19 protein-coding genes are annotated in these 22,673 nt (G+C 73.0%); 7 read left to right on the forward strand and 12 right to left on the reverse strand.

The window, feature by feature from the left end:
• A complete protein-coding gene (locus GA0070216_RS04190) occupies window positions 1–1,227 on the forward strand; it encodes a bifunctional glycosyltransferase family 2/GtrA family protein (RefSeq protein ID WP_091239258.1) in 1,227 nt (408 codons plus the stop codon).
• Window positions 1,228–1,308: 81 nt separating this feature from the next.
• Here GA0070216_RS04190 and GA0070216_RS04195 read toward each other — a convergent pair whose 3' ends face one another.
• The 10 genes from GA0070216_RS04195 to GA0070216_RS04240 are packed head-to-tail and all read right to left on the reverse strand — an operon-like array spanning window position 1,309 to window position 10,909.
• Entirely contained in the window at window positions 1,309–2,328 is a 1,020-nt protein-coding gene (locus GA0070216_RS04195; protein ID WP_091239261.1) for a LacI family DNA-binding transcriptional regulator, read from the reverse strand.
• A gap of 39 nt (window positions 2,329–2,367) precedes the next feature.
• Window positions 2,368–3,030 carry an SDR family NAD(P)-dependent oxidoreductase gene (locus tag GA0070216_RS04200; RefSeq protein ID WP_176738826.1) on the reverse strand — a complete coding sequence of 221 codons (663 nt, stop codon included), beginning with the start codon at window positions 3,028–3,030 and terminating at the stop codon, window positions 2,368–2,370.
• The gene (locus GA0070216_RS04205) at window positions 3,027–3,809 is read right to left on the reverse strand and encodes an HpcH/HpaI aldolase family protein (RefSeq protein WP_091239264.1); all 783 of its coding nucleotides are present in this window, start codon (window positions 3,807–3,809) and stop codon (window positions 3,027–3,029) included. The genes GA0070216_RS04200 and GA0070216_RS04205 overlap by 4 nt, the downstream gene beginning before the upstream one ends.
• Entirely contained in the window at window positions 3,809–4,888 is a 1,080-nt protein-coding gene (locus GA0070216_RS04210; protein WP_091239266.1) for an ABC transporter substrate-binding protein, read from the reverse strand. The genes GA0070216_RS04205 and GA0070216_RS04210 overlap by 1 nt, the downstream gene beginning before the upstream one ends.
• Entirely contained in the window at window positions 4,885–5,745 is an 861-nt protein-coding gene (locus tag GA0070216_RS04215) for an ABC transporter permease (RefSeq protein ID WP_091239271.1), read from the reverse strand. Before GA0070216_RS04215 ends, GA0070216_RS04210 begins: the two co-directional genes overlap by 4 nt.
• A complete protein-coding gene (locus GA0070216_RS04220; RefSeq protein WP_091239274.1) occupies window positions 5,742–6,533 on the reverse strand; it encodes an ABC transporter ATP-binding protein in 792 nt (263 codons plus the stop codon). Before GA0070216_RS04220 ends, GA0070216_RS04215 begins: the two co-directional genes overlap by 4 nt.
• Window positions 6,534–6,535: 2 nt before the next feature.
• Window positions 6,536–7,474 (reverse strand): polysaccharide deacetylase family protein, encoded by a 939-nt coding sequence (locus GA0070216_RS04225; RefSeq protein WP_091239276.1) that lies wholly within the window; start codon window positions 7,472–7,474, stop codon window positions 6,536–6,538.
• A complete protein-coding gene (locus tag GA0070216_RS04230; RefSeq protein WP_091239279.1) occupies window positions 7,468–8,907 on the reverse strand; it encodes an MmgE/PrpD family protein in 1,440 nt (479 codons plus the stop codon). Before GA0070216_RS04230 ends, GA0070216_RS04225 begins: the two co-directional genes overlap by 7 nt.
• Entirely contained in the window at window positions 8,904–9,935 is a 1,032-nt protein-coding gene (locus GA0070216_RS04235) for a zinc-binding dehydrogenase (RefSeq protein ID WP_091239282.1), read from the reverse strand. Before GA0070216_RS04235 ends, GA0070216_RS04230 begins: the two co-directional genes overlap by 4 nt.
• The gene (locus tag GA0070216_RS04240; protein ID WP_176738827.1) at window positions 9,932–10,909 is read right to left on the reverse strand and encodes an asparaginase; all 978 of its coding nucleotides are present in this window, start codon (window positions 10,907–10,909) and stop codon (window positions 9,932–9,934) included. Before GA0070216_RS04240 ends, GA0070216_RS04235 begins: the two co-directional genes overlap by 4 nt.
• Window positions 10,910–11,138: 229 nt before the next feature.
• Between GA0070216_RS04240 and GA0070216_RS04245 the strand changes: the two genes are divergently transcribed.
• Window positions 11,139–11,828 carry a helix-turn-helix domain-containing protein gene (locus tag GA0070216_RS04245; RefSeq protein WP_091239286.1) on the forward strand — a complete coding sequence of 230 codons (690 nt, stop codon included), beginning with the start codon at window positions 11,139–11,141 and terminating at the stop codon, window positions 11,826–11,828.
• Window positions 11,829–12,868: 1,040 nt separating this feature from the next.
• On the opposite strand, the gene GA0070216_RS04250 is transcribed toward GA0070216_RS04245, so the two are convergent.
• The gene (locus tag GA0070216_RS04250; protein ID WP_091240770.1) at window positions 12,869–13,267 is read right to left on the reverse strand and encodes a VOC family protein; all 399 of its coding nucleotides are present in this window, start codon (window positions 13,265–13,267) and stop codon (window positions 12,869–12,871) included.
• Between the two features lie 189 nt (window positions 13,268–13,456).
• On the opposite strand from GA0070216_RS04250, the gene GA0070216_RS04255 reads away from it, so the two are divergent.
• The 4 genes from GA0070216_RS04255 (at window position 13,457) to GA0070216_RS04270 (ending at window position 18,738) form a co-directional block, all read left to right on the forward strand.
• Window positions 13,457–13,747, forward strand: a complete 291-nt coding sequence (locus GA0070216_RS04255; protein WP_091239289.1) for a hypothetical protein — start codon at window positions 13,457–13,459, stop codon at window positions 13,745–13,747.
• Window positions 13,748–13,762: 15 nt separating this feature from the next.
• A complete protein-coding gene (locus tag GA0070216_RS04260; RefSeq protein ID WP_091240773.1) occupies window positions 13,763–15,184 on the forward strand; it encodes a class I SAM-dependent methyltransferase in 1,422 nt (473 codons plus the stop codon).
• On the forward strand, window positions 15,177–17,240 hold the full coding sequence (locus tag GA0070216_RS04265) for a sulfatase-like hydrolase/transferase (protein ID WP_176738828.1): 2,064 nt from the start codon (window positions 15,177–15,179) through the stop codon (window positions 17,238–17,240). Before GA0070216_RS04260 ends, GA0070216_RS04265 begins: the two co-directional genes overlap by 8 nt.
• Before the next feature lie 214 nt (window positions 17,241–17,454).
• A complete protein-coding gene (locus GA0070216_RS04270; protein ID WP_091239291.1) occupies window positions 17,455–18,738 on the forward strand; it encodes a citrate synthase in 1,284 nt (427 codons plus the stop codon).
• Between the two features lie 84 nt (window positions 18,739–18,822).
• Here the strand turns inward: GA0070216_RS04270 and GA0070216_RS04275 are convergent, their stop codons facing one another.
• A complete protein-coding gene (locus GA0070216_RS04275) occupies window positions 18,823–20,229 on the reverse strand; it encodes a glycosyltransferase family 4 protein (RefSeq protein WP_091239293.1) in 1,407 nt (468 codons plus the stop codon).
• A 323-nt stretch (window positions 20,230–20,552) separates the two neighbouring features.
• On the opposite strand from GA0070216_RS04275, the gene glgX reads away from it, so the two are divergent.
• Window positions 20,553–22,673, forward strand: coding sequence for a glycogen debranching protein GlgX (glgX, locus tag GA0070216_RS04280; protein WP_091239295.1), 2,121 nt, complete (start codon window positions 20,553–20,555; stop codon window positions 22,671–22,673).

Raw genomic sequence — 22,673 nt, forward strand, 5'->3', positions numbered from 1 at the left:
ATGACCCACACCGGTAGCCCCCGGCCGGCCGTCGAGACCCGGACCAGCACCCCGACCGCCGTGCTGGACGTGGTGGTCCCGGTCTACAACGAGGAGGTCGATCTCGGCCCCTGCGTACGCCGGCTGCACGACCATCTCAGCACGCACTTCCCCTACCCGTTCCGGATCACCGTGGCGGACAACGCCAGCGTCGACGGCACCCTCGCGGTGGCCGAGGCGCTCGCCGTCGACCTGCCACACGTCGAGGTACGCCACCTGACCGCGAAGGGCCGGGGGCGCGCGCTGCGGGTCGCCTGGTCGGCCTCGGAGGCCCCGGTGCTGGCGTACATGGACGTGGACCTGTCGACCGACCTGGCGGCGTTGTTGCCGCTGGTCGCACCGCTCATCTCCGGCCACTCGGACCTGGCCATCGGCACCCGGCTGGCCCGTACCTCCCGGGTGGTGCGGGGCACCAAGCGGGAGGTGATCTCCCGGGCCTACAACCTGTTGCTGCGGGGCACCCTCGCGGCCCGGTTCTCCGACGCGCAGTGCGGCTTCAAGGCGATCCGGGCCGACGTGGCCCGGGAGTTGCTGCCGTTGGTGCAGGACACCGGCTGGTTCTTCGACACCGAGTTGCTGGTGCTCGCTCAGCGGGCCGGACTGCGCATCCACGAGGTGCCGGTGGACTGGGTCGACGACCCGGACAGCCGGGTGGACATCGTGGCCACCGCCCTGGCCGACCTGCGCGGGATCGGCCGGCTGGGCCGGGCGTTGGTCACCGGGGCGCTGCCGTTGGCCGCGCTGCGCGCCCAGTGGGGTCGGGCGCCGCTGGCCGCCCCACCGGCGCGGGTGCCGGTCGGGCTGCCCGGCCAGTTGGCCCGGTTCGCCCTGGTGGGGGTGGTCAGCACCGTGGCGTACCTGATGCTGTTCGTGGCGACCCGGGGGGTGCTCGGCGCGCAGCCGGCCAACCTGCTGGCGCTGCTGGTGACCGCGGTGGGCAACACCGCGGCGAACCGGCGGCTCACCTTCGGCATCACCGGTCGCCGGGCGGCCGGGCGGCACCACCTCCAGGGGCTGCTCGCCTTCGCCCTCGGGCTGGCGTTGACCAGTGGTTCGCTCGCCGCCCTGCACGCCGTCGGCACCCCGTCGCGGCCGGTCGAACTGGTGGTGCTGGTGGCGGCGAACCTGGCCGCGACGGCGCTGCGCTTCCTGCTGCTCCGGCTCGCGATGCACCACCGCCGGAGCTGACCCGGCGGGCGGCGTCCGGCGGGCGGTGGCGCGGCCCGCCGGAACAGACGGCCCGGCCGGCGGTACGCCGCCGGTCGGGCCCTACCGGCCGGTCGCGGCGTCCGGGGAGAAGTCGGCGGTGGTCGCCCGCACGACCAGTTCCGGGGCCAGCCGCACCGACGTGGTGCTGCCCGAGCCGAGCAGGGTGAGCAGCGCGTGCAGGGCCTGCGAGCCCATGTCCCGCAGCGGGGTGCGGATCGAGGTGAGCGGCACCAGGAGTTGGGCGTCCACGTCGATGTCGTTGTAGCCGACCACCGCCACCTGCCGACCGACCCGCAGGCCGTGGTCGCGCAGGGTGCCCATCGCCCCGATCGCGGCGAAGTCGTTGACCGCGAAGACGCCGTCCGGTTGACCGGTGGCCAGCAGTCGGGCCATCGCCGAGGCCCCACCGGCGACGTCGAAGGTGGACGGCACCACCCACCGGGGGTCGACCGGGACGCCCCGGGCCTTCGCCGCGGCGAGGAAACCCGCGACCCGGTCGGCGGAGGTGCTGGCGTGGTCGGGGCCGGCGATCACCGCCGGCCGGCGGCACCCCACGTCGATCAGGTGCTCGGCGGCGAGCCGACCACCGAGGCGGTCCCGGCCGGTCACCGACGGAAAACCCCGCGAGGCCCGGCTGACCAGCACGAACGGCACCCGGTCGGCGGCCAGCCGGGCCAGCATCGGGTCGTTGCGCCGGGCGTCGCCGATGATCAGCCCGTCCACCCGTTCCCCGATCAACCGCTGGATGCGCAGCGCCCGCGCCTCGTCGTCGTCCCAGCTGCTGCTCACCACCGCCTGGTAACCCGCGGCGGCAGCGGCGGCGTCGATGCCCTCGAAGACGGTGGCCAGCACGATGTCGGTGATCCGGGGGACCAGCACGCCGATCACCCCGGTCTTGCCGCTGCGCAGGCTGGCCGCCCACCGGTCCCGGTGGAACCCCAACTGCTTGGCGGCGTCCACGATCCGGGTCGCGGTCGCCGGGCTGACCCGTACGTCGTCGCCGCGCAGCACCCGGGAGACCGTGGAGACGTGCACACCGGTGAGGCTGGCGACATCGCGCAACGTCACCCGTTTGTTCACTGTGCCTCCCGTGCCGCACCCGCATCCGTACCCGGCAACCTAGCTGAGATGACTGCCCCCGTTCACATCGAAGGTCATGCCGGTGACCGTGGCGCAGGAGTCGGAGAGCAGGAACAGCACGATGTCGGCGATCTCCTGCGCCGAGGAGACCCGGCCCAACGGCATCCGGGCCCGCAGTCCCGCCTTCTGTTCGGCGGTGAGCCGGTCGTGCATCGGGGTGGCCACCGGGCCGGGCGCGACGGCGTTGACCCGTACCCGCTGCGGTCCGAAGTCGACAGCCAGGTGCCGCATCAGGCCGAGCACCCCGGCCTTCGCCGCCGCGTACGCCGTACCCGACAGCCGGGTGCCGCCGTCGCGGGCGTTGAGGCTGCTCATCAGCACCAGCGACCCGCCGCCGGCCGCCGCCATCCGGGGCACCACGGCCTGGCTGACGACGAACGCGGCGGTGAGGTTGTTGCGCAGCGTGCGGTCCCACTCGGCGAGGCTGGTCTGCGCGATGCCACCGGCGCTGACCACCCCGGCCAGGTGGGCCACCCGGCGCGGGGTGCCGATCGCGTCGACGAACTCGCCCACCGCGACCGGGTCGGCGGCGTCCACGCCGGTGGAGACGTCCAGCACGTGCACCGTCTCGCCCCGGGCCCGGGCGGCGGCGACCACCGCCGCGCCGATGCCACTGGCCCCGCCGGTCACCAACAGGCTCACGGCGTACCGCCGAGGATCTCCTCGCGGGCCCGGCGGTAGGCGTCGGAGAGCAGCATCTCCGGCTGGGAGTAGACGACGAAGCGCACCCCCCGGTCGATCCACCGACGGGCCTCCTCGGCGGAGTAGGCCAGCATGCCGGCGACCCGTCCGGCCGCGACGACCTGCTCGACGAACGCGACGGCGTGCTTCTCCACCTCGGGGTGGGTGGGCTGGTAGCCCAGGCCCAGCTTGACCGACAGGTCGGCCCGGCCGAGCATCAGCACGTCGAGGTCGGCGGCGAGGATGTCGTCCAGATTGGCCAGTCCGGTGGGGGTCTCGACCAGGGCGACGACTGTGGTGTTCTGCCCGGCCCAGGTCAGGTAGCGGTCGAAGTCGCCCCGGGCGGTGCCGTGCCCGGCGGCCCGCGCCGCCGAGCACAGCGTCCGGTCGCCGACCGGCGGGTAGTGGGTCAGCCGGGCCGCCTCGGCGGCCTGTGCGCCGGTCTCCACCAGCGGCAGCACGACTCCGCCGGCGCCGCTGTCCAGGGACCAGAGCAGGTCCTTCTCCTCGATGCGGCGCAGCCGGACCAGCGGGGTGGTCCCCGCCGCGCCGGCCGCCCGGACCATCGCCAGCACGCTCTGCTCGTCGGCTGCGGCGTGCTCGGTGTCCACGACCACGAAGTCGTAGCCGAGGGCGCCGAGGATCTCGCCGATCGCCGGTTCCTGGAGCAGGGTCAGGCTGCCCAGGGCGACGCCACCGTCGCGCAGCACCTCGGCCAGCCGGCTCGGACGGGGATACATCAGGACTCCAGCTTCTGCACGCCGCCGCAGTCGCGGTTCACCGGCACCTCGCCGACGATCTTGAGCGCGGCGTCGACGACCGAACCGTCGTGCCAGTCACCGACCTCCGGCAGCTTTTCGATGATCTTGTTGTCGAGCAGCCACTTGCCGTCCTCGGCGGCCACCGTGGCGGTGTCCACCCGACCGTTCGGGTCCATGTACGGCCACTGGTCGGTGCCGTACAGCTTGCTGATCGTCGCCGCCGGGACCTTGGTCCGCTCCGCCACGATCTTGATCACGTCGTCCTTGTTGGCCGGGTCCTGGTAGTAGCGCACGCCCTCCAGCCAGCCGGCCATCCACCGGGCCGCCACGTCGGACCGCTTGCTGATGAAGTCCTGCGACATGGTGATCAGGCCCTGCTCCTGGTTGGGCGCGACCTCGTTCATCGCCAGCACCCGCTTGGCCTGCCCGTCCGTGATGAGCTGGTACGCCAGCGGCTGCACCACGAAGCCGGCGTCCACCGCACCGCTCTTGAGCGCGTTGGCGGTGTCCGGGTAGCTCAGGGTGACGATCTGCGCCAGGTCGGACTGCTTCAGCCCGACCTCACCCAGCGCCCGGTCCAGCCAGTACTCGGTGGTCGAACCCTTGGCCAGGATCGCGACCTTCTTGCCCTTGAGGTCGGCCACGCTCTTCAGCCCGCCGTCGAAGGACTGGGTCCGGGCCAGCAGGAGGTTGTCCGACGCGCACCGGTACTGCTGCCGGTCGGCGACCGCCCGCACCCGCAGGCCCTGGTTGACCGCGTTGAACAGCGCCCCACCGGTGCCCGGGATGTTCACGTCCAGCTTGCCCTGGCCCTGCACCGCCAGCCGGGAGTAGATGTCGGCGTTGCTGAACTCCACCTCGACCTGGTGCTTGCCGAAGAAGCCCTTCGCGTCGGCCACCATCATCGGGGCCAGCGAGAGGATCTCCAGCGAGTTGACAGTCACCTTGTCGGTGCCGCCGGCACCCTTCGACTCCGCGTCGTCACCGCACGCCGCGGTGCCGAGCAGCAGGCTCGCCCCCAACAACGCGGCGATGACGCCCTTTTTCTTGATTGTCATGATTGGCCCTCCGTCCAGCTGAAGAAGCGCCGCTGCACCCGCAGCGTCACCGTGGTGAGGAAAAAGCCCATCGCCGCGATCACCGCGAGCGTGGCGTACATGTTGTCGATCTGATAGATCTGCCAGTACCGCCAGGTCATCGACCCGACGCCGTCACTGGCGGCGAGGAACTCACCGGCGATGGTGCCCAGCAGGGCCAGTCCGGCGGCCAGCCGGATACCGGCGAAGATGGACGGCAGCGCGCCCGGCAGCACGATCTTCCACAGGATCTGCTGCCGACCGGCGCCCAGGTTGCGGGCCATCTGGATCAGCCGCTCGTCGACCTGGAGCACCCCGGACATCGCGTTCACCACGGCCGGGAAGAACGAGATGATGCCGGCGAGCACCACGATCGGCCGTCCGCCGGTGCCGAAGATGACCAGCAACAGCGGCAGGATCGCCACCACCGGGATCGGGTACGTGATGGCGATCAACGGGTCGATCAGCACCCGGACCCAGCGGGACCGCCCCATCGCGATGCCCAGCAGCGTCGCCGGGATCACGCCGAGCAGGAAGCCGAGCAGAATCCGCTGCGCGGTGATCCCGACGTTCGGCAGCAGTTCCCCGGAGGAGAAGAGGTCGACCAGGGCCTGCACGCACTCCGACGGGGCCGGGAAGAAGGTCTTGTCGATCAGTCCGGCCATGCTGCCGGCCTGCCACAGCGCCAGCACCACGACCACCGGGACCATGCTGCCCAGCCCGCTGCTGAGCAGCTTGAAGCCGCGGCCGGGCGGGCGTTCCGCGCGGGGGTCCACCGCGTAGCGGACCACGGGTTCGTCGGCCGCCCGCTCCTGGGTCGGCACGCTCTGCTCGCTCATCGGTCCCCCTTCGCTTCCGCCCACTCGGCCGCCAGGGTGGCGTCCCGCAACTGCCCCCACAGGTGGCGCTTCAGCTCGGTGAAGCGCGGGTCCAACTCGACGTCGCGGGTACGCGGCCGGGGGAACGGCACCCGGATCTCCTCGACCACCCGGGTCGGCCGGGGGCCGAGCACGATGATCCGGTCGGCCAGCAGCAGCGCCTCCTCGATGCTGTGCGTGATGAACAGGACCGTCTTGCGGTGCCGGGACCAGACCTGGAGCAGCTCGTCCTGCAACAGGGTCCGGGTCTGGGCGTCCACCGCCGCGAACGGCTCGTCCATCAGCAGGACCTCGGGGTCGCTGGCCAGCGCGCGGGCGATCCCGGCCCGCTGGCGCATCCCGCCGGACAGCTCGTGCGGCTTGTTGTCGGCGAACGCCTCGATGCCCATCATCGCCAGGTGTTCCCGGGCGACCTCCCGCCGCCGGCCGGCGGGCACCCCGCGCAGCTCCAGCCCGAAGCCGACGTTGTCCACGATGGACCGCCACGGGATCAGCGCGTAGTCCTGCCAGACGATCGAGGTGAGCGGCCCGGCGGCGCTGCGCTCGCCGACGAACCGGATCTCCCCGTCGTCCGGCCGGCGCAGCCCGCCGAGCAGGCCGAGCAGCGTCGACTTGCCGCATCCGCTCGGCCCGATCACGCAGACGAACTCCTGCGCCTCGATCGTGGTGCTGAGGCTGCCGACCACCGACAGTCGGCTCCCGTCGGCCCGGGGATAGCCCTTGGCCACGTTGTCGATCTCGATGCGCATGGTCACTGCCCTCCGTGGGCCGGCAGGTCGGAGTAGTGGTGGTGCCACCAGTCGGCGATGTCGCGCCGCCGGGCGAACCAGACGCCGGGCAGGTCCTGCGCCCAGGCGATCAGGTCGCGCAGCGCGGAGGCCCGACCGGCCTGACCGATCAGTCGGGCGTGCAGCCCGATCGAGATCATCTTGGGTGAGGTCTCGCCCTCCTCCCACAGGTACTCGATGCCCCGCCGGCAGTTCTCGAAGAAGTCGGTCGGGTTGCCGTAGCCGGGGCTGAAGGCGAACCGGCCGTCGTTGTAGGTGTGCGTGTACGGCAGCACCAGGTGCCGCTGCCCCGCCACCTGCACCCAGTACGGCAGGTCGTCGTTGTAGGCGTTCGAGTCGTAGCGGAAGCCGCCCTCCTCGACCAGCAGCCGACGCGTGCGGTCCGACGGGGCGTACCGGGAGTACCAGCCGACCGGGCGTTCCCCGCACAGCTCGGTGATCGTCGCCACCGCCTGACGGATCTCCGCGCGCTCCTCGTCCTCGGTCATCCCGGAGGGCTCCCGCCAGCGCAGGCCGTGCGAGCAGATCTCGTGCCCCGCCTCGACGAACGCCTTGGTCAGCGGCCGGTTGCGGGCCAGCGCCTCGGCGCAGCCGTACACGGTCACCGGGGTCTGCGTGCGGTCGAACAGCCGTAGCAGCCGCCACGCCCCGGCCCGGCTGCCGTACTCGTAGACCGACTCCTGGGACAGGTCCCGGTGTTCCGCGCTGGTCGGCGTGTAGGAGATCTCGCCGACCCACTCGTTGACGCTGTCGCCGTCGAGGAGGCTGTGCTCGGCCCCCTCCTCGTAGTTGAGGCACAGGCTCACCGCCACCCGGGCGCCACCGGGCCACTCGACGCGGGGCAGGTCCGCGCCGTAGCCGATGAAGTCCCGCGCGGTGCCGGGTTCGACTCTGATCACCATGACGTCATGTCCTTTCTGCCGGATGGGCCGGGCCCAGCGGGAACCGGCGGCGGGCCGCCGTTCGGATTCGGTGCCCCACCCCGGACCAGCGCGGTGAGGTCTCGCAGTCGGGTCGCCCCGGGTGCCCGGGTCAGCCCGTACAGCAGCTCTGCCGCCCCGGCCGGTGTCCCCGGGGTGCGCAGCAGCGCGGCGTCCACGGCCGCCAACTCGTCGGCCGTCATCGGGTCCTCCCGGTCGCCGTGGTGGAAGCGGGCCCGCCCGGCCAGCCGTGCCCCGCTGCGCGTGGTCACCTCCACCACCGCCGGTCGGCCCGCCGGATACCCCTGGTCCAGACCAGGGTCGTGGCGTACGGTCACCCGCTCGGCGAGCCGGGCGGCGCGGGCCCGCCGGTCGTCCGCCGGCGCGTCCGGGGCACCCGGGTCCGTGCCGAGCAGCCCGCAGGCCACCACCCACGGGATGCTGAACTGGCGGGCCAGCCGGCTGACCGGACGACGCTGCGCCAGCAGGGACGCGCCCGCGTAGGTGTCCACGGTCACCGTCGCCACCTCGTCGGCCGGCAGGTCCCGGGCCATCGCGCGGGCCACCGTCCACCCGGTCAGGGCGTGCGCGCAGACCCCCACCGGCTTGAAGTAGGCGTCCGGCAGCAGCGGTCGGGCCTGCAACGCGCCATCCGCCCCCGCCCCGTCAGGCGTGGTCTGGTGGGCGGTCCGGCCGAGGTGGGGCAGCGCCGGATCGGTGGCCGGGAACCCGGCGGCGGCGAGTCGGGCGACGGTCACGCCGTGGGCGGTGCCGAGGGCGGGCAGCAGGTAGTGGGCGGCCCGGCCCCGGCGGGTGTCGGCCTCCGGCCCGGCCAGCGCCACGGTCAGCGCCAGGTTCACCGTGTCTGTCACCCCGGCGGCGTCCTGACCGGCGACGATCCCGGCGGCGGCGGCCGCCGCGCCGGTGCCCCACCCACCGTGCGGGTGCACCCCGGGGCGGGGCGCTCCCAGCAGCAGACCGAGCCGGGCACCCACCTCCCAGCCGACCGCCAGCGCCCGCAGGAACACCCGCAGGCTCCGGTCGTCGGCCTCGGCGGTGGCCAGCGCGGCGGCGTACGCGTGCAGCCCCGGGTGGCCCCGGGACTCGCGCAGGCCCTCGTCGCACTGGCTGACGGTGATCGCCGCCGCCGTCGCCGCCGCCGCCCGCGCCGGCTGGTCGGTCCCGCCCGGGGCGGCCAGCAGGGTGCAACGGCCGTCCGGGTCACCGGCGGTGTCCAGCCCGGCGGGCAGGTGCCCGCGTGCCGCGACGGCGTTGGCGGTCAGCCGGGTCGCCACCTGCCGGACCAGCACCTGACCGGGGCCGGTGGCCAGCAGCGCGTCGGCGGCCTGCACCGCGCCGGCGACGAGCGCGGGCAGCACGTCGTCCCGGGCGTCGCTGCGCCGGTGACCGGTCACGGCGTGATCACCTGCTTGCCGAGGACCCGCCGGTCGGCGAGCGCCTGGTGGGCCCGTCCGGCGTCGGCCAGCGCGAGGACCGCGTCGACCCGGGGGGTGAGCTGTCCCGCCGCGACCAGGCCCAGCACCCGGGCGATCTCGTCGGGGCGCTGGCTGCGCGACCCGCGCAGCTCGTACTCGTTGCGGAAGGTCTCGATGAGGTCGAGGTGCGGGTGCTCCCCGGCGTGGCCGCCGCCGACGATCAGCCGACCGGTGGGGGCGAGGGTGCCCAGGGCGGCCTCGAAGACGTCGCCGCCGACGTGTTCGACGATCACGTCGAAGCCGGCGCCCCCGGTGATCTCCCGGGCCTCGGCGGCCCAGTCGGGATCGCGGGTGCTCAGCACCGCGTCCGCGCCGAGGGAGGCGACGAAGTCGGCCTTCGTGGGGTCGCCGATCAGGCCGACCACCCGGGCGCCGCCGAGCTTGGCGAGCTGGACCACCGCGTGCCCGAGTCCACCGGCGGCGCCCGGGGCGAGGACCCATTCGCCGGGCGCGAGCCGGCCGATGGAGTACAGGGTGCGCCAGGCGGTGCCGAAGGAGATCGGGGTGGAGGCGGCGACCACCGGGTCGAGGTCGCCGATGTCCAGCAGGCCGCGCGCCGGGGCCACCGCGTGCCGGGCGTAGCCGCCCCACCGGGTGATGCCGGGCATGTCGGCGTTCGGGCAGAGGTTGGCGCGCCCGCCCAGGCAGCGGGGACAGGCCCCGCAGGGCGTGTTGGGCAGCACCAGGACGCGGTCGCCCGCGGCCCGGTCGGTGACCCGGGAACCGAGCCGCTCCACCACCCCGACGACCTCACGGCCGAGCACGTGCGGCAGCCGCAGCGGCATCCGGGACACCCCGCTGCGCAGGTCGGCGTCGAGGTGGTTGACGGCGACGGCGAGCACCCGCAGCACTACCTCGTCCGGGCCGGGCTCGGGCAGGTCGACCTCGGTGAGGGTGAGCGTCTCGGGGCCGCCGTACCCGTTCATGGTCACTGCTTCGGTCTTCACGCGCGACGTCCTTCCACCATGGCGTGTAGGGCTTCCGGCACGGCGCCGGGTTCTTCGACGGCCAGGGCGAGGGCCAACGCCACCCGGGCCTGGGTGCCGGTGAGGTCACCGGCGAAGAGCGCGCCCGCGCGGGCGAGGGTGGCGCCGCCGCCGGCGTACACCGGGCGGACCCGGCCCGCCCCGGTCCGGCTGGTGATGACCACCGGTACGCCGCGCCGGCAGGCCTCCCCGACGGCCTCGGCGACCGAGGGCGGCGCGTTGCCGGCCCCGAACGCCTCGACCACGATCCCGGCGGCCCCGGCGTGCAGCGACGCGCGCAGGTGGGTGTCGTCCACCCCGGCGACGAGCTTGACCAGGTCCACCCGGGGAAGCGCGGTGGGGACCGGCCGGTCGGCGTAGTGGCCGCCCCGGGCGGCGGTGGAGACCCGCAGCACGCCGTCCGGGTCGACCAGGGCCAGCACCCCGGCGGTGCCGCCGGAGAACGCCGACACCGCCGAGGTGTGCACCTTGCGGCTCTCCACCGCGGCGTAGGCCACGCCGCCCATGACCGTCGCCGCGCCGACCGGCTGTGGCGCGGTGACCACCCTGATCGCGTCGGTGAGGTTGCGCCCGGCGTCGGAGTCGGGTTCGTCGGCGCTGCGTTGCGCGCCGGTCAGCACGACGCGGGCGTCGGGGCCGGTGAGCTGCCCGGTCAGGTAGGCGGCCTCCTCCAGCGTGTCGGTCCCGTGGGTGACGACCACGCCGGTGAACCCGTCGGCGAGCTTGGCTCGGACGGCCCGGACGGTGGCGAGCATGTCGTCTAGGGAGAGCGCGAAGCTCGGACGGCAGGACAGGTCGAAGCCGTGGAGTTCCACGTCGGCCGTGACGGTGACGTTCTTCAGCAGGTCCGTGACGGAGTCGGTCACGGCCAGGCCCTCGTCGGGGTCCCACCGCGACGCGATCGTCCCACCGGTTGCCAGAACCGCGATCCGCACCAGCCACACCCCCTTGCGCAAACGATTGCTCAATTGGGTGATGACAGTTGCACAAACGTTCGCCCTACACAAGAGCTGCGGGAACGCAAAACCGAGGAAGTTATGCGATGGCGACCCGCCAGATGACATCCCGGTATCCGGCCTGTGTCGGTGTCCTTCGTCGTCCGGTTCGGACCGGTGGCCGGTGTCGCGGCGCGGCCCCCGGCCGGCGACGTGACAGGCTGGGTCCGTGTACCGGGAACGGCCTGCCGAGGGGATCGCCGGCGCGGTGCTCTGGGCGAGCGAGAGCCGGCCGGACGCCCCGCCGACGCGGGTGCTGCCCGACGGTTGCCTGGATCTGCTCTGGTCGAGCCGGTCGGGGCTGCTGGTCGCCGGCCCGGACCGCACGGCGCAGCTCAGCGAGTCCGGTCCGGGGGAGCGCTGGCGCGGTGTCCGGCTACCGCCCGGGCTGGGCCCGGCCGTCTTCGGCGTCCCCGCCGACGAGTTACGCGACCGCCGGGTGCCCCTCGACGCCCTCTGGGGGCGGACCGCCCTCCGGCTCGCCGACCAACTCGGCGCGTCGCCCACCGCCACCGACCTGGCCACGGTGGCGGCTGACCGGCTCGCCCGGGTGGGCGGCGCGGACCCGCTGGGCCCCCGGGTGGCCGCCCTGCTCGCCGCCGGTGCCACGGTCACCGCGACCGCCGCCGAGGTCGGCCTCGGCCCGCGCGCCCTGCACCGACGCAGCCAGGCCCTCTTCGGGTACGGCCCGAAGACCCTCGCCCGCATCCTGCGGCTGCGCCGCGCCCTCGCCCTGGCCGGTCGCGGGGTCGGCCTGGCCGAGGTGGCTGCCCGTGCCGGCTACGCCGACCAGGCCCACTTCACCCGCGACGCCCGGGACCTGGCCGGAGTCCCGCCGACCACCCTGCTCGCCCGGTGACCCCCGTGCCTCCTGCGGCGCTGCCTGGCAGCGCCGGTGCCTGGCTTCCGGCATCTGGCGGTGCCGGGCATCTGGCGGTGCCCGCCCGGTGCCCGTCGCGGCTGTGGGTGGCTACGTCGACGTCGGCGGGACCGGGTGGTGGCCTGGAAGTGCGCTGGGGAAGAAGCCACCATCGGACGCATCGGACGCACATCGGGGCGCGGTGGGCATCGCTGGTCTGATCGAGACGATCCTGGTGCTCCAGCCCGCGCGCCGAGCGCCGGACCACCTCCCGGGACAGCGGGCAGCCGGGGCTGACCATGTGTTGTCCGGGTCCTTTCGAGCTGATGACCCAAACGACTCACCAGTTCGTTCTCCGTCCTGGTGGTCTGGAGCTCTTGCCGGTGGCCAGTTCGTTCTCCGTCCTGGTGGTCTGGAGCTCTTGCCGGTGGCCAGTTCGCTTTCCGTCGTGATGGTCCGGAGCCCTTACCCGTGGCCGGTCCGTAGTCCGTCGCGGTGGTCCGGAGCCCTTGCCGGTTTCACCAGGACCTTCCCCGTGTCGGTCGGTTGGCTCGGCGCGGGACGGGCGGGCTGACGACGTCACCGACCGGTGAGGTCGGCTCGGGGTGAGTGAGCGGGTGGCGCGCCAGCTGTCCTCCCCGTCCGTCACGAACCGCCCGGCGGCGAAGCCGGTGGGCCTGTCGGTCGAGTGAATCGTTGACGTCATCAGCTCGAAAGGACCCGAACAGCACCCATCTGGCCCTGCTCCCGGCGGGTTCCCGCACCCGGGTGGTAGCCAGGCCAGGGCAGTGAGGAGCGGGCAGTGGAGGAACGGGCCGTGAGGAACGGGCGGTGAGGAGTGGGGCCGTGAGGAACGGGCGGTGAGGAGTGGGGCGGTGAGGAGTGGGGCGGTGAGGAGTGGGGCGGTGAGGTGAGGGGGAAGTGAGGAGTGGGGCAGCGGCGAGCGGGTGAGCCGGGAGCTAGCCGGGTTGGTGCGGCTCAGGTGCCCCGCAGGCACTTCCGCCGGCAGCAGGTGGGACCCCGGCCGACCCGTGGCCGGGTCAGGTCGGGTCGAGCGGGGCGAAGAGGTCGATGCCGTTGCCGTCCGGGTCGTGCAGGATGGCGTACCGCTGGCCCCAGAAGGCGTCCCAGGGGGCGATCTCGCCGTGGAAGCCCGCCTCGGTCAGCGCGGCCCAGTACCGGTCGACCTCGGCGGGGTCGGCGCAGCGGAAGGCGAGGCTGGCGCGCGGGCTGCCGCTGGGTGGCGTCCAGTCGGGGTGGAAGCCACGCAGCATCGTCACGGTGTCCCAGGCCAGCCGCAGCCCACCCGGCAGGGCGACCTCGACGTGGTCCTCGTGGTCGGCGTCGGCGGGGATGTCCAGCCCGAGCCGGCGGTAGAAGTCCAGGGTGCGGGCCATGTCGCTGACCGCGCTGCCGATGAGGTCGAACTGAGGCGTCATGCGGTCAGCGTAGGGCGGCACCGACGCCGGGGTCTTGAACGGAACGGACCGGGCGGAGGGAACCATGTGCCCCTCGCGGGAGGACCGGACGACGTACGGTGTCCAGGGAGTAATCCGTCTTTCAGGTGCAAATGCCTCATCGTGGCGTACCTGTCGGCGGTCCATGACGGCGAGGGAAGGGAGCGGCCGATGATGCACCTGGCCTACCTGGACGCGGGGTCCGGCAGTCTGATCGTGCAGGCGGTGGTCGGCGGAACGGCGGGCGCAGCGGTCGCCGCCAAGCTCTATTGGCGGCGGGTGGCCGCCCGGTTCCGCCGCCAGCCCTCGGCACCCGGCGAGGTCTCCCCGTCCGGCCGACCCATCGCGCAGGCCGAGGCCACCGCGACCGGGCGGCAGGCCACCGCGACCGAGCGGCAGTCTGCCGTACCGGCCGAGGCGACCCGGACCGAGCGGCAGCCGCGCCAGCCCGCCGGCAGCTGACGGGTGGGCGTACCGATGACCGCCGCCGACCTCCGCATCCGGCCGGAACCCGGTTCCTTCCGCGATCCCGCCAACCGGGTCTTCCACCTGGGCGAACAGGTGCTGCGCGGGCTCGGCCCACAGGGCACCGCCGACTGGCAGGCCCTCGCGGCCAGCGGGTTCTTCGCCGCGCTGCTCGCCGAGGGCAAGGTCTGCGCCACCTCGGCGGTGGACCCGGCGACGCTGCCGGACACCGGGTGGACCACGGTGCTGCGGCACGAGCGCATCCCGTTCGTCTCGCACCCGTACGAGTGGTCGTTCGGCATGCTGCGGGACGCCGCCCTGCTGCACCTGGAGATCCTGGGCCGGGCCCTGGAGGCGGGGTTCACCGTCAAGGACGGCTCGGCCTACAACCTCCAGTGGCGGGGGGCGATGCCGGTCTTCATCGACATCGGCTCGTTCACGCCGTTGACCGAGGGCGAGCCGTGGGCCGGCTACCGGCAGTTCTGCCAGACCCTGCTCTATCCGTTGCTGCTCCAGGCCCACCTCGGGGTGGACTTCCAACCCTGGCTGCGGGCCCGGGTCGACGGCATCACCCCGGATCAGCTACGACCGCTGTTCCGGGGCGTCCGCCGGCTGCTGCCCGGTGTGCCGACGCACGTGCACCTGCACGGCGCGATGCAGGCCCGGCACGCCGAGGCCAGCAGCAGCGCGGTCGCCGCCCAGCTGCGCGACGCGGGCTACTCCCGCCAGCTGGCCCTGGCCACCGTACGACGGCTGGCGCGGTTGGTCCGGCGGCTGGACCGGCGGGGCGGCGGCAGTCACTGGGTCGACTATCCGCGCACCTGCGGCTACACCACGGCGGACCGGGCCGCCAAGGAGAGCTTCGTCGAGGCGGCGGTGGCGGCGGGCGGCAGCACCCGGCTCGCGCTGGACCTGGGCGCCAACGACGGCCGGTACGCCCGGATCGCCGCCCGGCACGCCGCCCAGGTGGTCGCCGTCGAGCAGGACCCGGCGGTGGTCGACGCCCTCTACCGGGCGCTGCGTGCCGAGGGCGACCGGCGGATCCTGCCGCTGGTGATGGACCTGGCCGACCCGTCGCCCGGCGGCGGCTGGCGGGGCGTGGAGCGGGCCGGGTTCGCCGCCCGGGCCCACGCCGACGTGGTCCTCGCCCTCGCCGTGGTGCACCACCTAGCGATCGGCCACAACGTGCCGCTGCCCGAGGTGGTCGACCAGTTGGTCGGGTACGCCCGCCCCGGTGGCCGGCTGGTGGTGGAGTTCGTCGACCCGCAGGACCCGATGGCGCGGCGGCTGCTGGCGAACAAGCCGGCCGGGATCTTCCCCGACTACCGGCGCGACGAGTTCACCCGGCTGCTGAGCGCCCACTGCCGGATCGAACGCCAGCAGGACCTGCCCTCCGGCACCCGGACGCTCTACCAGGCGGTGGTGGGTGGCTGAGCCGGCCCTCATCAGTGCGCCGGTCCGGCGTCCGGCCTCCGTCGCGCCCACCGCGCCGGACGGGGCGCCCACCGCGGCCGGCTGGCGGGTCGAGCTGCGCCGGGCGGCAGAGGTGGTCGCCCTGGTCGGCCTGGCGGTCACCCAACCGTTGCTCGACGTGCTCGGGCGCAGCCCCGACTTCTTCCTGTTCCACCGGGCCACCAGCGGGGACGTCCTCACCCTGGTGGCGATGGTCGCGGTGCTGCCCGGTGCCGCCGTGGTGCTGCTCGGGGCGGCGACCCGGCTGGCCGGCGTCCGGGTCCGGGCCGTTGCCCACACCGTCGTCGTCGGGCTGCTGCTGGCCGGGCTGGCCGTGCAGGTGGGGAGGCAGGTGACGCCGCTGCGGGGCGTACCGCTGGTGGTGGTGGCGGTGCTGGTCGGGGCGGGTGGGGCGGTGGCGCACCGGCGTTGGTCGCTGCCCGGCCGGGTGTTGCGGGTGGCGGCTCTCGGACCGCTCGTCTTCGTCGGGTTGTTCCTGTTCGCCTCGCCGGCCTCGGCGGTGGTGCTGCCCCGTGCGCACGAGGGGGCCGCCGGGGTGGCCGGTCCGGGCTCGCACCCGCCGGTCGTCATGATCGTCCTGGACGAGTTGCCGCTGGTCTCGCTGCTCGGCCCGGACGGGCGGATCGACGCGACCCGCTACCCGAACTTCGCCGCGCTGGCCGGCGGCTCGACCTGGTACCGCAACGCCACCGGCGTCAGTGGCTGGACGCCGTACGCGCTGCCGGCCGTGCTGACCGGCCGCTACCCGTCGACGCCGGCCGCCCCGCACTACTCGCAGTACCCGGACAACCTCTTCACCGCCCTCGGCGGCCTGTACGACATCCGGGCGCAGGAGAGCATCACCCGGCTCTGCCCGCCCAGCCGCTGTGAGCAGCCGGTCGCCCCCGAGCAGGGGCTCGGCGTGCTGGTGCGGGAGAGCGGCGCGCTACTGGGCCGGATCGCCGCCCCGGTGGACAGCCGGGTCGATCCGCAGGAGTCGTTCCGGGAGCAGACCGCCGCCGAGGTGGGCCTGGACGCCGCCGAACCGGTCCCGGCCGACCCGAAGTTCCGCTGGGACAGCCTCAACGACAACCAGCCGGCCCGGTTCACCAACTTCCTGGCCGGCCTGCGTCAGTCCGACCGGCCGACCCTGCACTTCCTGCACCTGCTGATGCCGCACCCGCCGTGGGCGTACCTGCCGTCCGGGGCGCGCTACGAGGCGCCGGACGACCTGCCCAACGACGGCGCGGGGTGGGTGGACCTGGCGCGGGCCCGGCACCTGGCCCAGCTGCGCTACACCGACCGGTTGCTCGGCGAGACCCTGCGGACACTGCATGCCACCGGCCTGTACGACAGGTCGCTGGTCGTGCTCACCGCCGACCACGGGGTGAGTTTCCACCGGGACTGGCAGGGCCGGGGGATGGGCGCGATCACGCATGCGCCCGGCGAGGTGGCCTGGGTGCCGATGTTCGTCAAGGAGCCCGGTCAGCGGGCCGGCCGGGTCGACGACCGCAACTGGGAGCACGTCGACCTGCTGCCCACCATCGCCGACGAGGTGCACGTCCGGGTCCCGTGGCGGCTCGACGGCCGGTCGGCGAAGCAGCCGCCCCGCGACCGTGCCGAGAAGTACTTCTACGACCGGCCCGGTGAGCGGGTGGTCCTCTCCGGCGGGGTGCCGGCCCGGCCCGCCCCGTCCACTGCGCATCCGCTGGTCGGCACGACGGTGGGCGCGAAGCCGTCCGGCGGCACCGCCACGGTGGCGCACCTGGGCGCGTTCGACCACGTCGATCCGGCGGCGGGGGAGCTGCCGGCCCTGGTGTGGGGCACCGTGCCGCGGCAGGTGCCCGACGGCACGCTGCTCGCGGTCGCCGTCAACGGCCGGATCGGTGCGGTGGTCCCGGTGGTGCCGAAGGATCAGGGCGGCCGCCGGTTCGCCGCGTTCCTCCCCGACGACCACCTGTTCCGGGCCGGAGCGAACCGGTTGGACCTCTACCGGGTGGGCCCCGGTGGCGCACTGCGCCAATTGACCCTCTCCTAGGCTATCGCCGGCTTTCACCGCTTTTCCGCGTGCCGTCCCCGGCGTCCGGCTCCGGCCGTACCCCCGGTTCGGATCGGGTTTCCGCGCCGCAGGGTCGGGAATCGGGTGACGCATACCTCACCGCAGAACCACGGCGGGCGGTATCCCCGCGACCGCGATTACGGTAAAAGCGAAGGCAATTCAACGAAGATTCGCCGGCGAAGCGAGGAACCACATGACGGAAGTCAAGCTCGACCACCCCGGTGGGCAGCTTTCGATGCCGGTGCAGGGCGCGGTCGAGGGCCCTGCGGGCATCGGGGTCAGTAAGTTGCTCAAGGAAACCGGGATGACAACATACGACCCCGGTTTCGTGAACACCGCGTCCTGTTCTTCCGCGATCACCTACATCGACGGTGACGCGGGCATCCTGCGGTACCGCGGCTACCCGATCGATCAGCTGGCGGAGAAGTCCTCCTTCCTGGAGGTCTCCTACCTGCTCATCTACGGAGAGCTGCCGACCCAGCAGCAACTGTCCGAGTTCAGCGAGCGGATCCGGCGGCACTCCCTGCTGCACGAGGAGATGCGCCGGTTCTTCGACGGCTTCCCCCGGGACGCCCACCCGATGGCCGTGCTGTCCTCGGCGGTCAGCGCCATCTCCACGTTCTACCAGGACAGCCTGGACCCGTTCGACTCCGAGCACGTGGAGATGTCCACGGTCCGGCTGATGGCGAAGGTCCCCACCATCGCCTCGTACGCCTACAAGAAGTCCATCGGTCAGCCGCTGCTGTACCCGGACAACTCGCTGGGCTACGTGGACAACTTCCTGCGGATGACCTTCGGCGTACCCGCCGAGCCGTACGAGGTCGACCCGGTGGTGGCCCGGGTGCTGGACATGCTGTTCGTCCTGCACGCCGACCACGAGCAGAACTGCTCGACCTCCACCGTCCGGCTGGTCGGCTCCAGCAACGCCAACCTGTTCGCCTCGGTCTCGGCCGGGGTGAACGCCCTGTTCGGTCCGCTGCACGGCGGGGCGAACCAGGCCGTGCTGGAGATGCTGGAGAAGATCGAGGCCGACGGCGGTGACGTCGCGTCCTTCGTCCGCAAGGTGAAGGACAAGCAGGACGGCGTGAAGCTGATGGGCTTCGGGCACCGGGTCTACAAGAACTACGACCCCCGGGCCGCCATCGTCAAGAAGGCCGCCCAGGACGTGCTCGGCCGGATGGCCAAGCCGGACCCGCTGCTGGACATCGCGATGCAGTTGGAGGAGATCGCGCTCGCCGACGACTTCTTCGTGTCCCGCCGGCTCTACCCGAACGTGGACTTCTACACCGGGTTGATCTACAAGGCGATGGGCTTCCCGACGAAGATGTTCACGGTGCTGTTCGCGCTGGGCCGGCTGCCCGGCTGGATCGCCCAGTGGCGCGAGATGATCAGCGACCCGGAGACGAAGATCGGCCGGCCCCGGCAGATCTACACCGGTGCGCCCGAGCGGGAGTTCACCGCGATCTCGCAGCGCTGACCCCGGTCCCGACGAAGGCCGCCGACCCCGCTGGGGGTCGGCGGCCTTCTCGCGTACGGGGGACCGGGCGTCGGGGTCCGGCGGTCAGCGCAGGCCGGCGGCGACGAGCAGGTTGCCGGCCGGGATCGGGGCGGTGACCCGGCCGGTCGCCATCCGCTGCTCGGCCCGCTGCGCGGTGAACGCGGCGTCCCCGACGATCGCCGAGGCGTACGCCGCCGCGGTGCGCTGGGCGATCGCCGACCAGCCGTACTGCTCGTGCACCATGGCGCGGGCCCGGCGGGCGAGCACCCGGGCGCGGTCCCGGTCCGACAGCAGCGCGTGGACGGCCTCGGTGAGGTCGGCTGGGTCCTCCGGGGCGAAGGTCATCCCGGTCACCCCCGGCTCGACGATCTCGGCCAGCCCACCGGTCTCGGACACCGCGAGCGGCGCGCCGGCCGCCGCCCCCTCCAGGGCGACCATCCCGAACGGCTCGTAGATGCTGGGCACCGCGAAGCAGTCCGAGGCGGCCATCACGGCCGGCAGGTCGGTGCCGCCGAGGAAACCGGGCATGGCGACCGTGTCGCCCAACCCGAGCCGGTGCACCTCGGCCTCCAACTCCGCCTTGTACGGCCCGTCGCCGACGATCACCGCGCGCAGGCCGGGATGCCGGTCGCGCAGCCGGGGCAGGCCGGCGAGCAGGTGCTGGACGCCCTTCTCATAGACGAGCCGGCCGGCGAAGGTGACCAGCGGCCCGTCCCCGGCGAACCGGGCGCGGGCCGCGGTGACCGCCGAGGTCGGCACCTTCCAACGGTGCGGCTCGACCCCGTTGGGGACCACGTCGACCCGGCCGGTCGGCACGTCGAACAGCGCGCCGACCTCGTCGCGCATGTACCGGGAGCAGACGATGACCCGGCCGGACTCGGCGGCCAGCCACTGCTCGACGCCGTGGATGGTGCGGTTCATCTCGCCCGGCAGCCAGCCCTGGTGCCGGCCGGCCTCGGTCGCGTGGATGGTGCTGACCAGCGGCACGTCCAGGTGGGCGCGCAGCGTCATGGCGGTGTGCGCGACCAGCCAGTCGTGGGCGTGGATCACGTCGTACGCGCCGGACTCGGCGGCCCGCAGGGCGGCCCGGGTCAGCGTGTGGTTGAACGCCATCGTCCAGGCCAGCAGGGAGTCCGTGGCCAGCGGGAAGGTGACCGGGTCCTCGGCGGCCCGGACGATCCGCACGCCGTCGGCGTACTCCTCCAGCGGCGCGCCCTCGGTGTGCCGGGTGACGACGGTGACCTCGTGCCCGGCGGCGGCCAGCGCCACCGACAGGGCGTGCACGTGCCGGCCGAGCCCGCCCACCAGCACCGGCGGGTACTCCCAGGAGAGCATCAGGATGCGTCGGGTGCGCGGGGGCACGCCGGAGCCGCCGCCCTGCTGGGGGACCTGGGGCCGGAAGGTGGGGGTGGGCCGGCAGGTCCGGTCCACAGCGGTCGCGAGCTGGTCGCTGACCCGCAGGGTGGTCACATCAATCTCCGTCCATGCGCACGCGATCACGCCGGCAGCGGTGACGGCGGGAGGGGGCGGTGGTGGGGGTGGCCGAGGGCCGAGGGGCGACGTGCCCGCGCGGGCGCGTCGCGTCTAGCAAAGGGCATCGGGCGGCCCGGCGCATCTCGAAAGGGCCTATCGTGACGGACGACACCTGAAGGTGCGTGACCCCTCGGACGGGTGGAAGTCGGGGGCCGTCCGAACGGGTGGATTGACCGGCCCGGCCGCAGGGCATTAGCGGCGTGCGCCCGGCGGTCCCCGACTCGGCCGGTGTGCTCATGATCATGGGCCTAAGGAGCGACATGCAGGTCTGGCCGGGTGAGCGTTACCCCCTGGGCGCCACCTATGACGGGATGGGCACCAACTTCGCGATCTTCTCGGAAGTCGCCGAGAAGATCGAGTTGTGCCTGTTCGACGAGTGGGACACTGGCGCCGAGCGGCGGGTCGAGCTGCGCGAGGTCGACGCGTACGTCTGGCACGCGTACATCCCGGGGATCGAGCCGGGCCAGCGGTACGGCTACCGGGTCTACGGCCCGTACGACCCGGCCAACGGGGTCCGGTGCAACCCGCACAAGCTGCTGCTCGACCCGTACGCCAAGGCGGTCGACGGGGAGGTGAGCTGGGACCCGGCGGTCTACGACTACGAGCTGGGCGGTGACCCGGACCGAATGTCGGAGACCGACTCGGCCCCGTTCATGCCCAAGTCGGTGGTGGTGAACCCCTACTTCGACTGGGGCAACGACCGGCCGCCGCGCACCCCGTACCACCACTCGGTGATCTACGAGGCGCACGTACGCGGGCTGACCATGCGCCACCCCGACATCCCGGAGGAGCTGCGCGGCACGTACGCGGCGATCGCCTCCCCGGTGATGATCGACTACTTCCGGCGGCTCGGGGTGACCGCGATCGAGCTGATGCCGGTGCACGAGTTCGTGCACGATCACCGGCTGGCCGACCTCGGCCTGCGCAACTACTGGGGTTACAACAGCATCGGCTTCTTCGCCCCGCACCACGGCTACTCCGCGCTGGGCCGCCTCGGCCAGCAGGTGCAGGAGTTCCGGGGCATGGTCAAGGCGCTGCACGCCGCCGGCATCGAGGTCATCCTCGACGTGGTCTACAACCACACCGCCGAGGGCAACCACCTGGGCCCGACGTTGAGCTTCAAGGGCGTCGACGCCCCCAGCTACTACCGGTTGTCCGAAGAGGACAAGCGCTACTTCGTCGACTACACCGGCACCGGCAACAGCCTCAACGTGCGCAGCCCGCACTCACTCCAGCTGATCATGGATTCGCTGCGTTACTGGGTGACCGAGATGCACGTCGACGGGTTCCGGTTCGACCTCGCCGCCACCCTGGCCCGCGAGTTCTACGAGGTGGACCGGCTCTCCACCTTCTTCGAGGTGGTGCAGCAGGACCCGGTGGTCAGCCAGGTGAAGCTGATCGCCGAGCCGTGGGACGTCGGCCCCGGCGGCTACCAGGTCGGCAACTTCCCGCCCCTGTGGACGGAGTGGAACGGCAAGTACCGCGACACGGTCCGCGACTTCTGGCGCGGTGAGCCGGCCACCCTGGCCGAGTTCGCCTCCCGCATCTCCGGCTCGGCCGACCTCTACCAGGACGACGGCCGCCGCCCCTTCCACAGCATCAACTTCGTCACCTGCCACGACGGGTTCACCCTCAACGACCTGGTGTCGTACAACGACAAGCACAACGAGGCCAACGGCGAGGAGAACCGCGACGGCGAGGGCCACAACCGGTCCTGGAACTGCGGCGTCGAGGGGGAGACCGACGACCCGGGCATCACCGCCCTGCGGGCCCGGCAGCGACGCAACTTCCTGGCCACCCTGATGCTCTCCCAGGGCGTGCCGATGCTCGGCCACGGCGACGAACTGGGCCGCACCCAGCACGGCAACAACAACGCCTACTGCCAGGACAGCGAGCTGGCCTGGGTGGACTGGGGACAGGCCGACGACGAACTGCTGGCCTTCGTCCAGCGGCTCACCGACTTCCGCAACCGGCACCAGGTGTTCCGTCGCCGCCGGTTCTTCACCGGCCTGCCCGTCGGTGGCCGTACCGCCGAGGCGGGGCTGCCGGACCTGGCCTGGTACACCCCCGACGGCCGGGAGATGACCGGCGAGGACTGGGGCAACGACTTCGGCCGTTCGGTGGCCCTGTTCGTCAACGGCGACGGCATCCCCGAACGCGGCCAGTACGGCCAGCGGCACCGGGACACCTCGTTCCTGCTCTGCTTCAACGCCCACGACGCGCCGCTGGACTTCACCCTGCCCGGTGCGGAGTTCGGCCAGCGGTGGGAGTTGGTGATCAGCACGGCGGAACCGGACCCGGAGAAGCCGACGGTGGTCGAGGCGGGCGGCGCGGTCTGCGTGCCGGACCGTTCCCTGGTGGTCCTGGAGAGGACGGTCTGA

Origin of the sequence: Micromonospora matsumotoense, from assembly GCF_900091525.1 — a bacterium.
GTDB classification, from domain to species: Bacteria; Actinomycetota; Actinomycetes; order Mycobacteriales; family Micromonosporaceae; genus Micromonospora; species Micromonospora matsumotoensis.

Bases quoted from the DNA above. Each gene is read 5' to 3' on its own strand.
- GA0070216_RS04255 (WP_091239289.1), top strand. From the start codon at position 13,457: ATGATGCACCTGGCCTACCTGGACGCGGGGTCCGGCAGTCTGATCGTG.
- GA0070216_RS04260 (WP_091240773.1), top strand. From the start codon at position 13,763: ATGACCGCCGCCGACCTCCGCATCCGGCCGGAACCCGGTTCCTTCCGC.
- GA0070216_RS04205 (WP_091239264.1), bottom strand. From the start codon at position 3,809: ATGTATCCCCGTCCGAGCCGGCTGGCCGAGGTGCTGCGCGACGGTGGC.
- glgX (WP_091239295.1), top strand. From the start codon at position 20,553: ATGCAGGTCTGGCCGGGTGAGCGTTACCCCCTGGGCGCCACCTATGAC.
- GA0070216_RS04270 (WP_091239291.1), top strand. From the start codon at position 17,455: ATGACGGAAGTCAAGCTCGACCACCCCGGTGGGCAGCTTTCGATGCCG.
- GA0070216_RS04190 (WP_091239258.1), top strand. From the start codon at position 1: ATGACCCACACCGGTAGCCCCCGGCCGGCCGTCGAGACCCGGACCAGC.
- GA0070216_RS04220 (WP_091239274.1), bottom strand. From the start codon at position 6,533: ATGCGCATCGAGATCGACAACGTGGCCAAGGGCTATCCCCGGGCCGAC.
- GA0070216_RS04250 (WP_091240770.1), bottom strand. From the start codon at position 13,267: ATGACGCCTCAGTTCGACCTCATCGGCAGCGCGGTCAGCGACATGGCC.
- GA0070216_RS04210 (WP_091239266.1), bottom strand. From the start codon at position 4,888: ATGACAATCAAGAAAAAGGGCGTCATCGCCGCGTTGTTGGGGGCGAGC.
- GA0070216_RS04215 (WP_091239271.1), bottom strand. From the start codon at position 5,745: ATGAGCGAGCAGAGCGTGCCGACCCAGGAGCGGGCGGCCGACGAACCC.
- GA0070216_RS04225 (WP_091239276.1), bottom strand. From the start codon at position 7,474: ATGGTGATCAGAGTCGAACCCGGCACCGCGCGGGACTTCATCGGCTAC.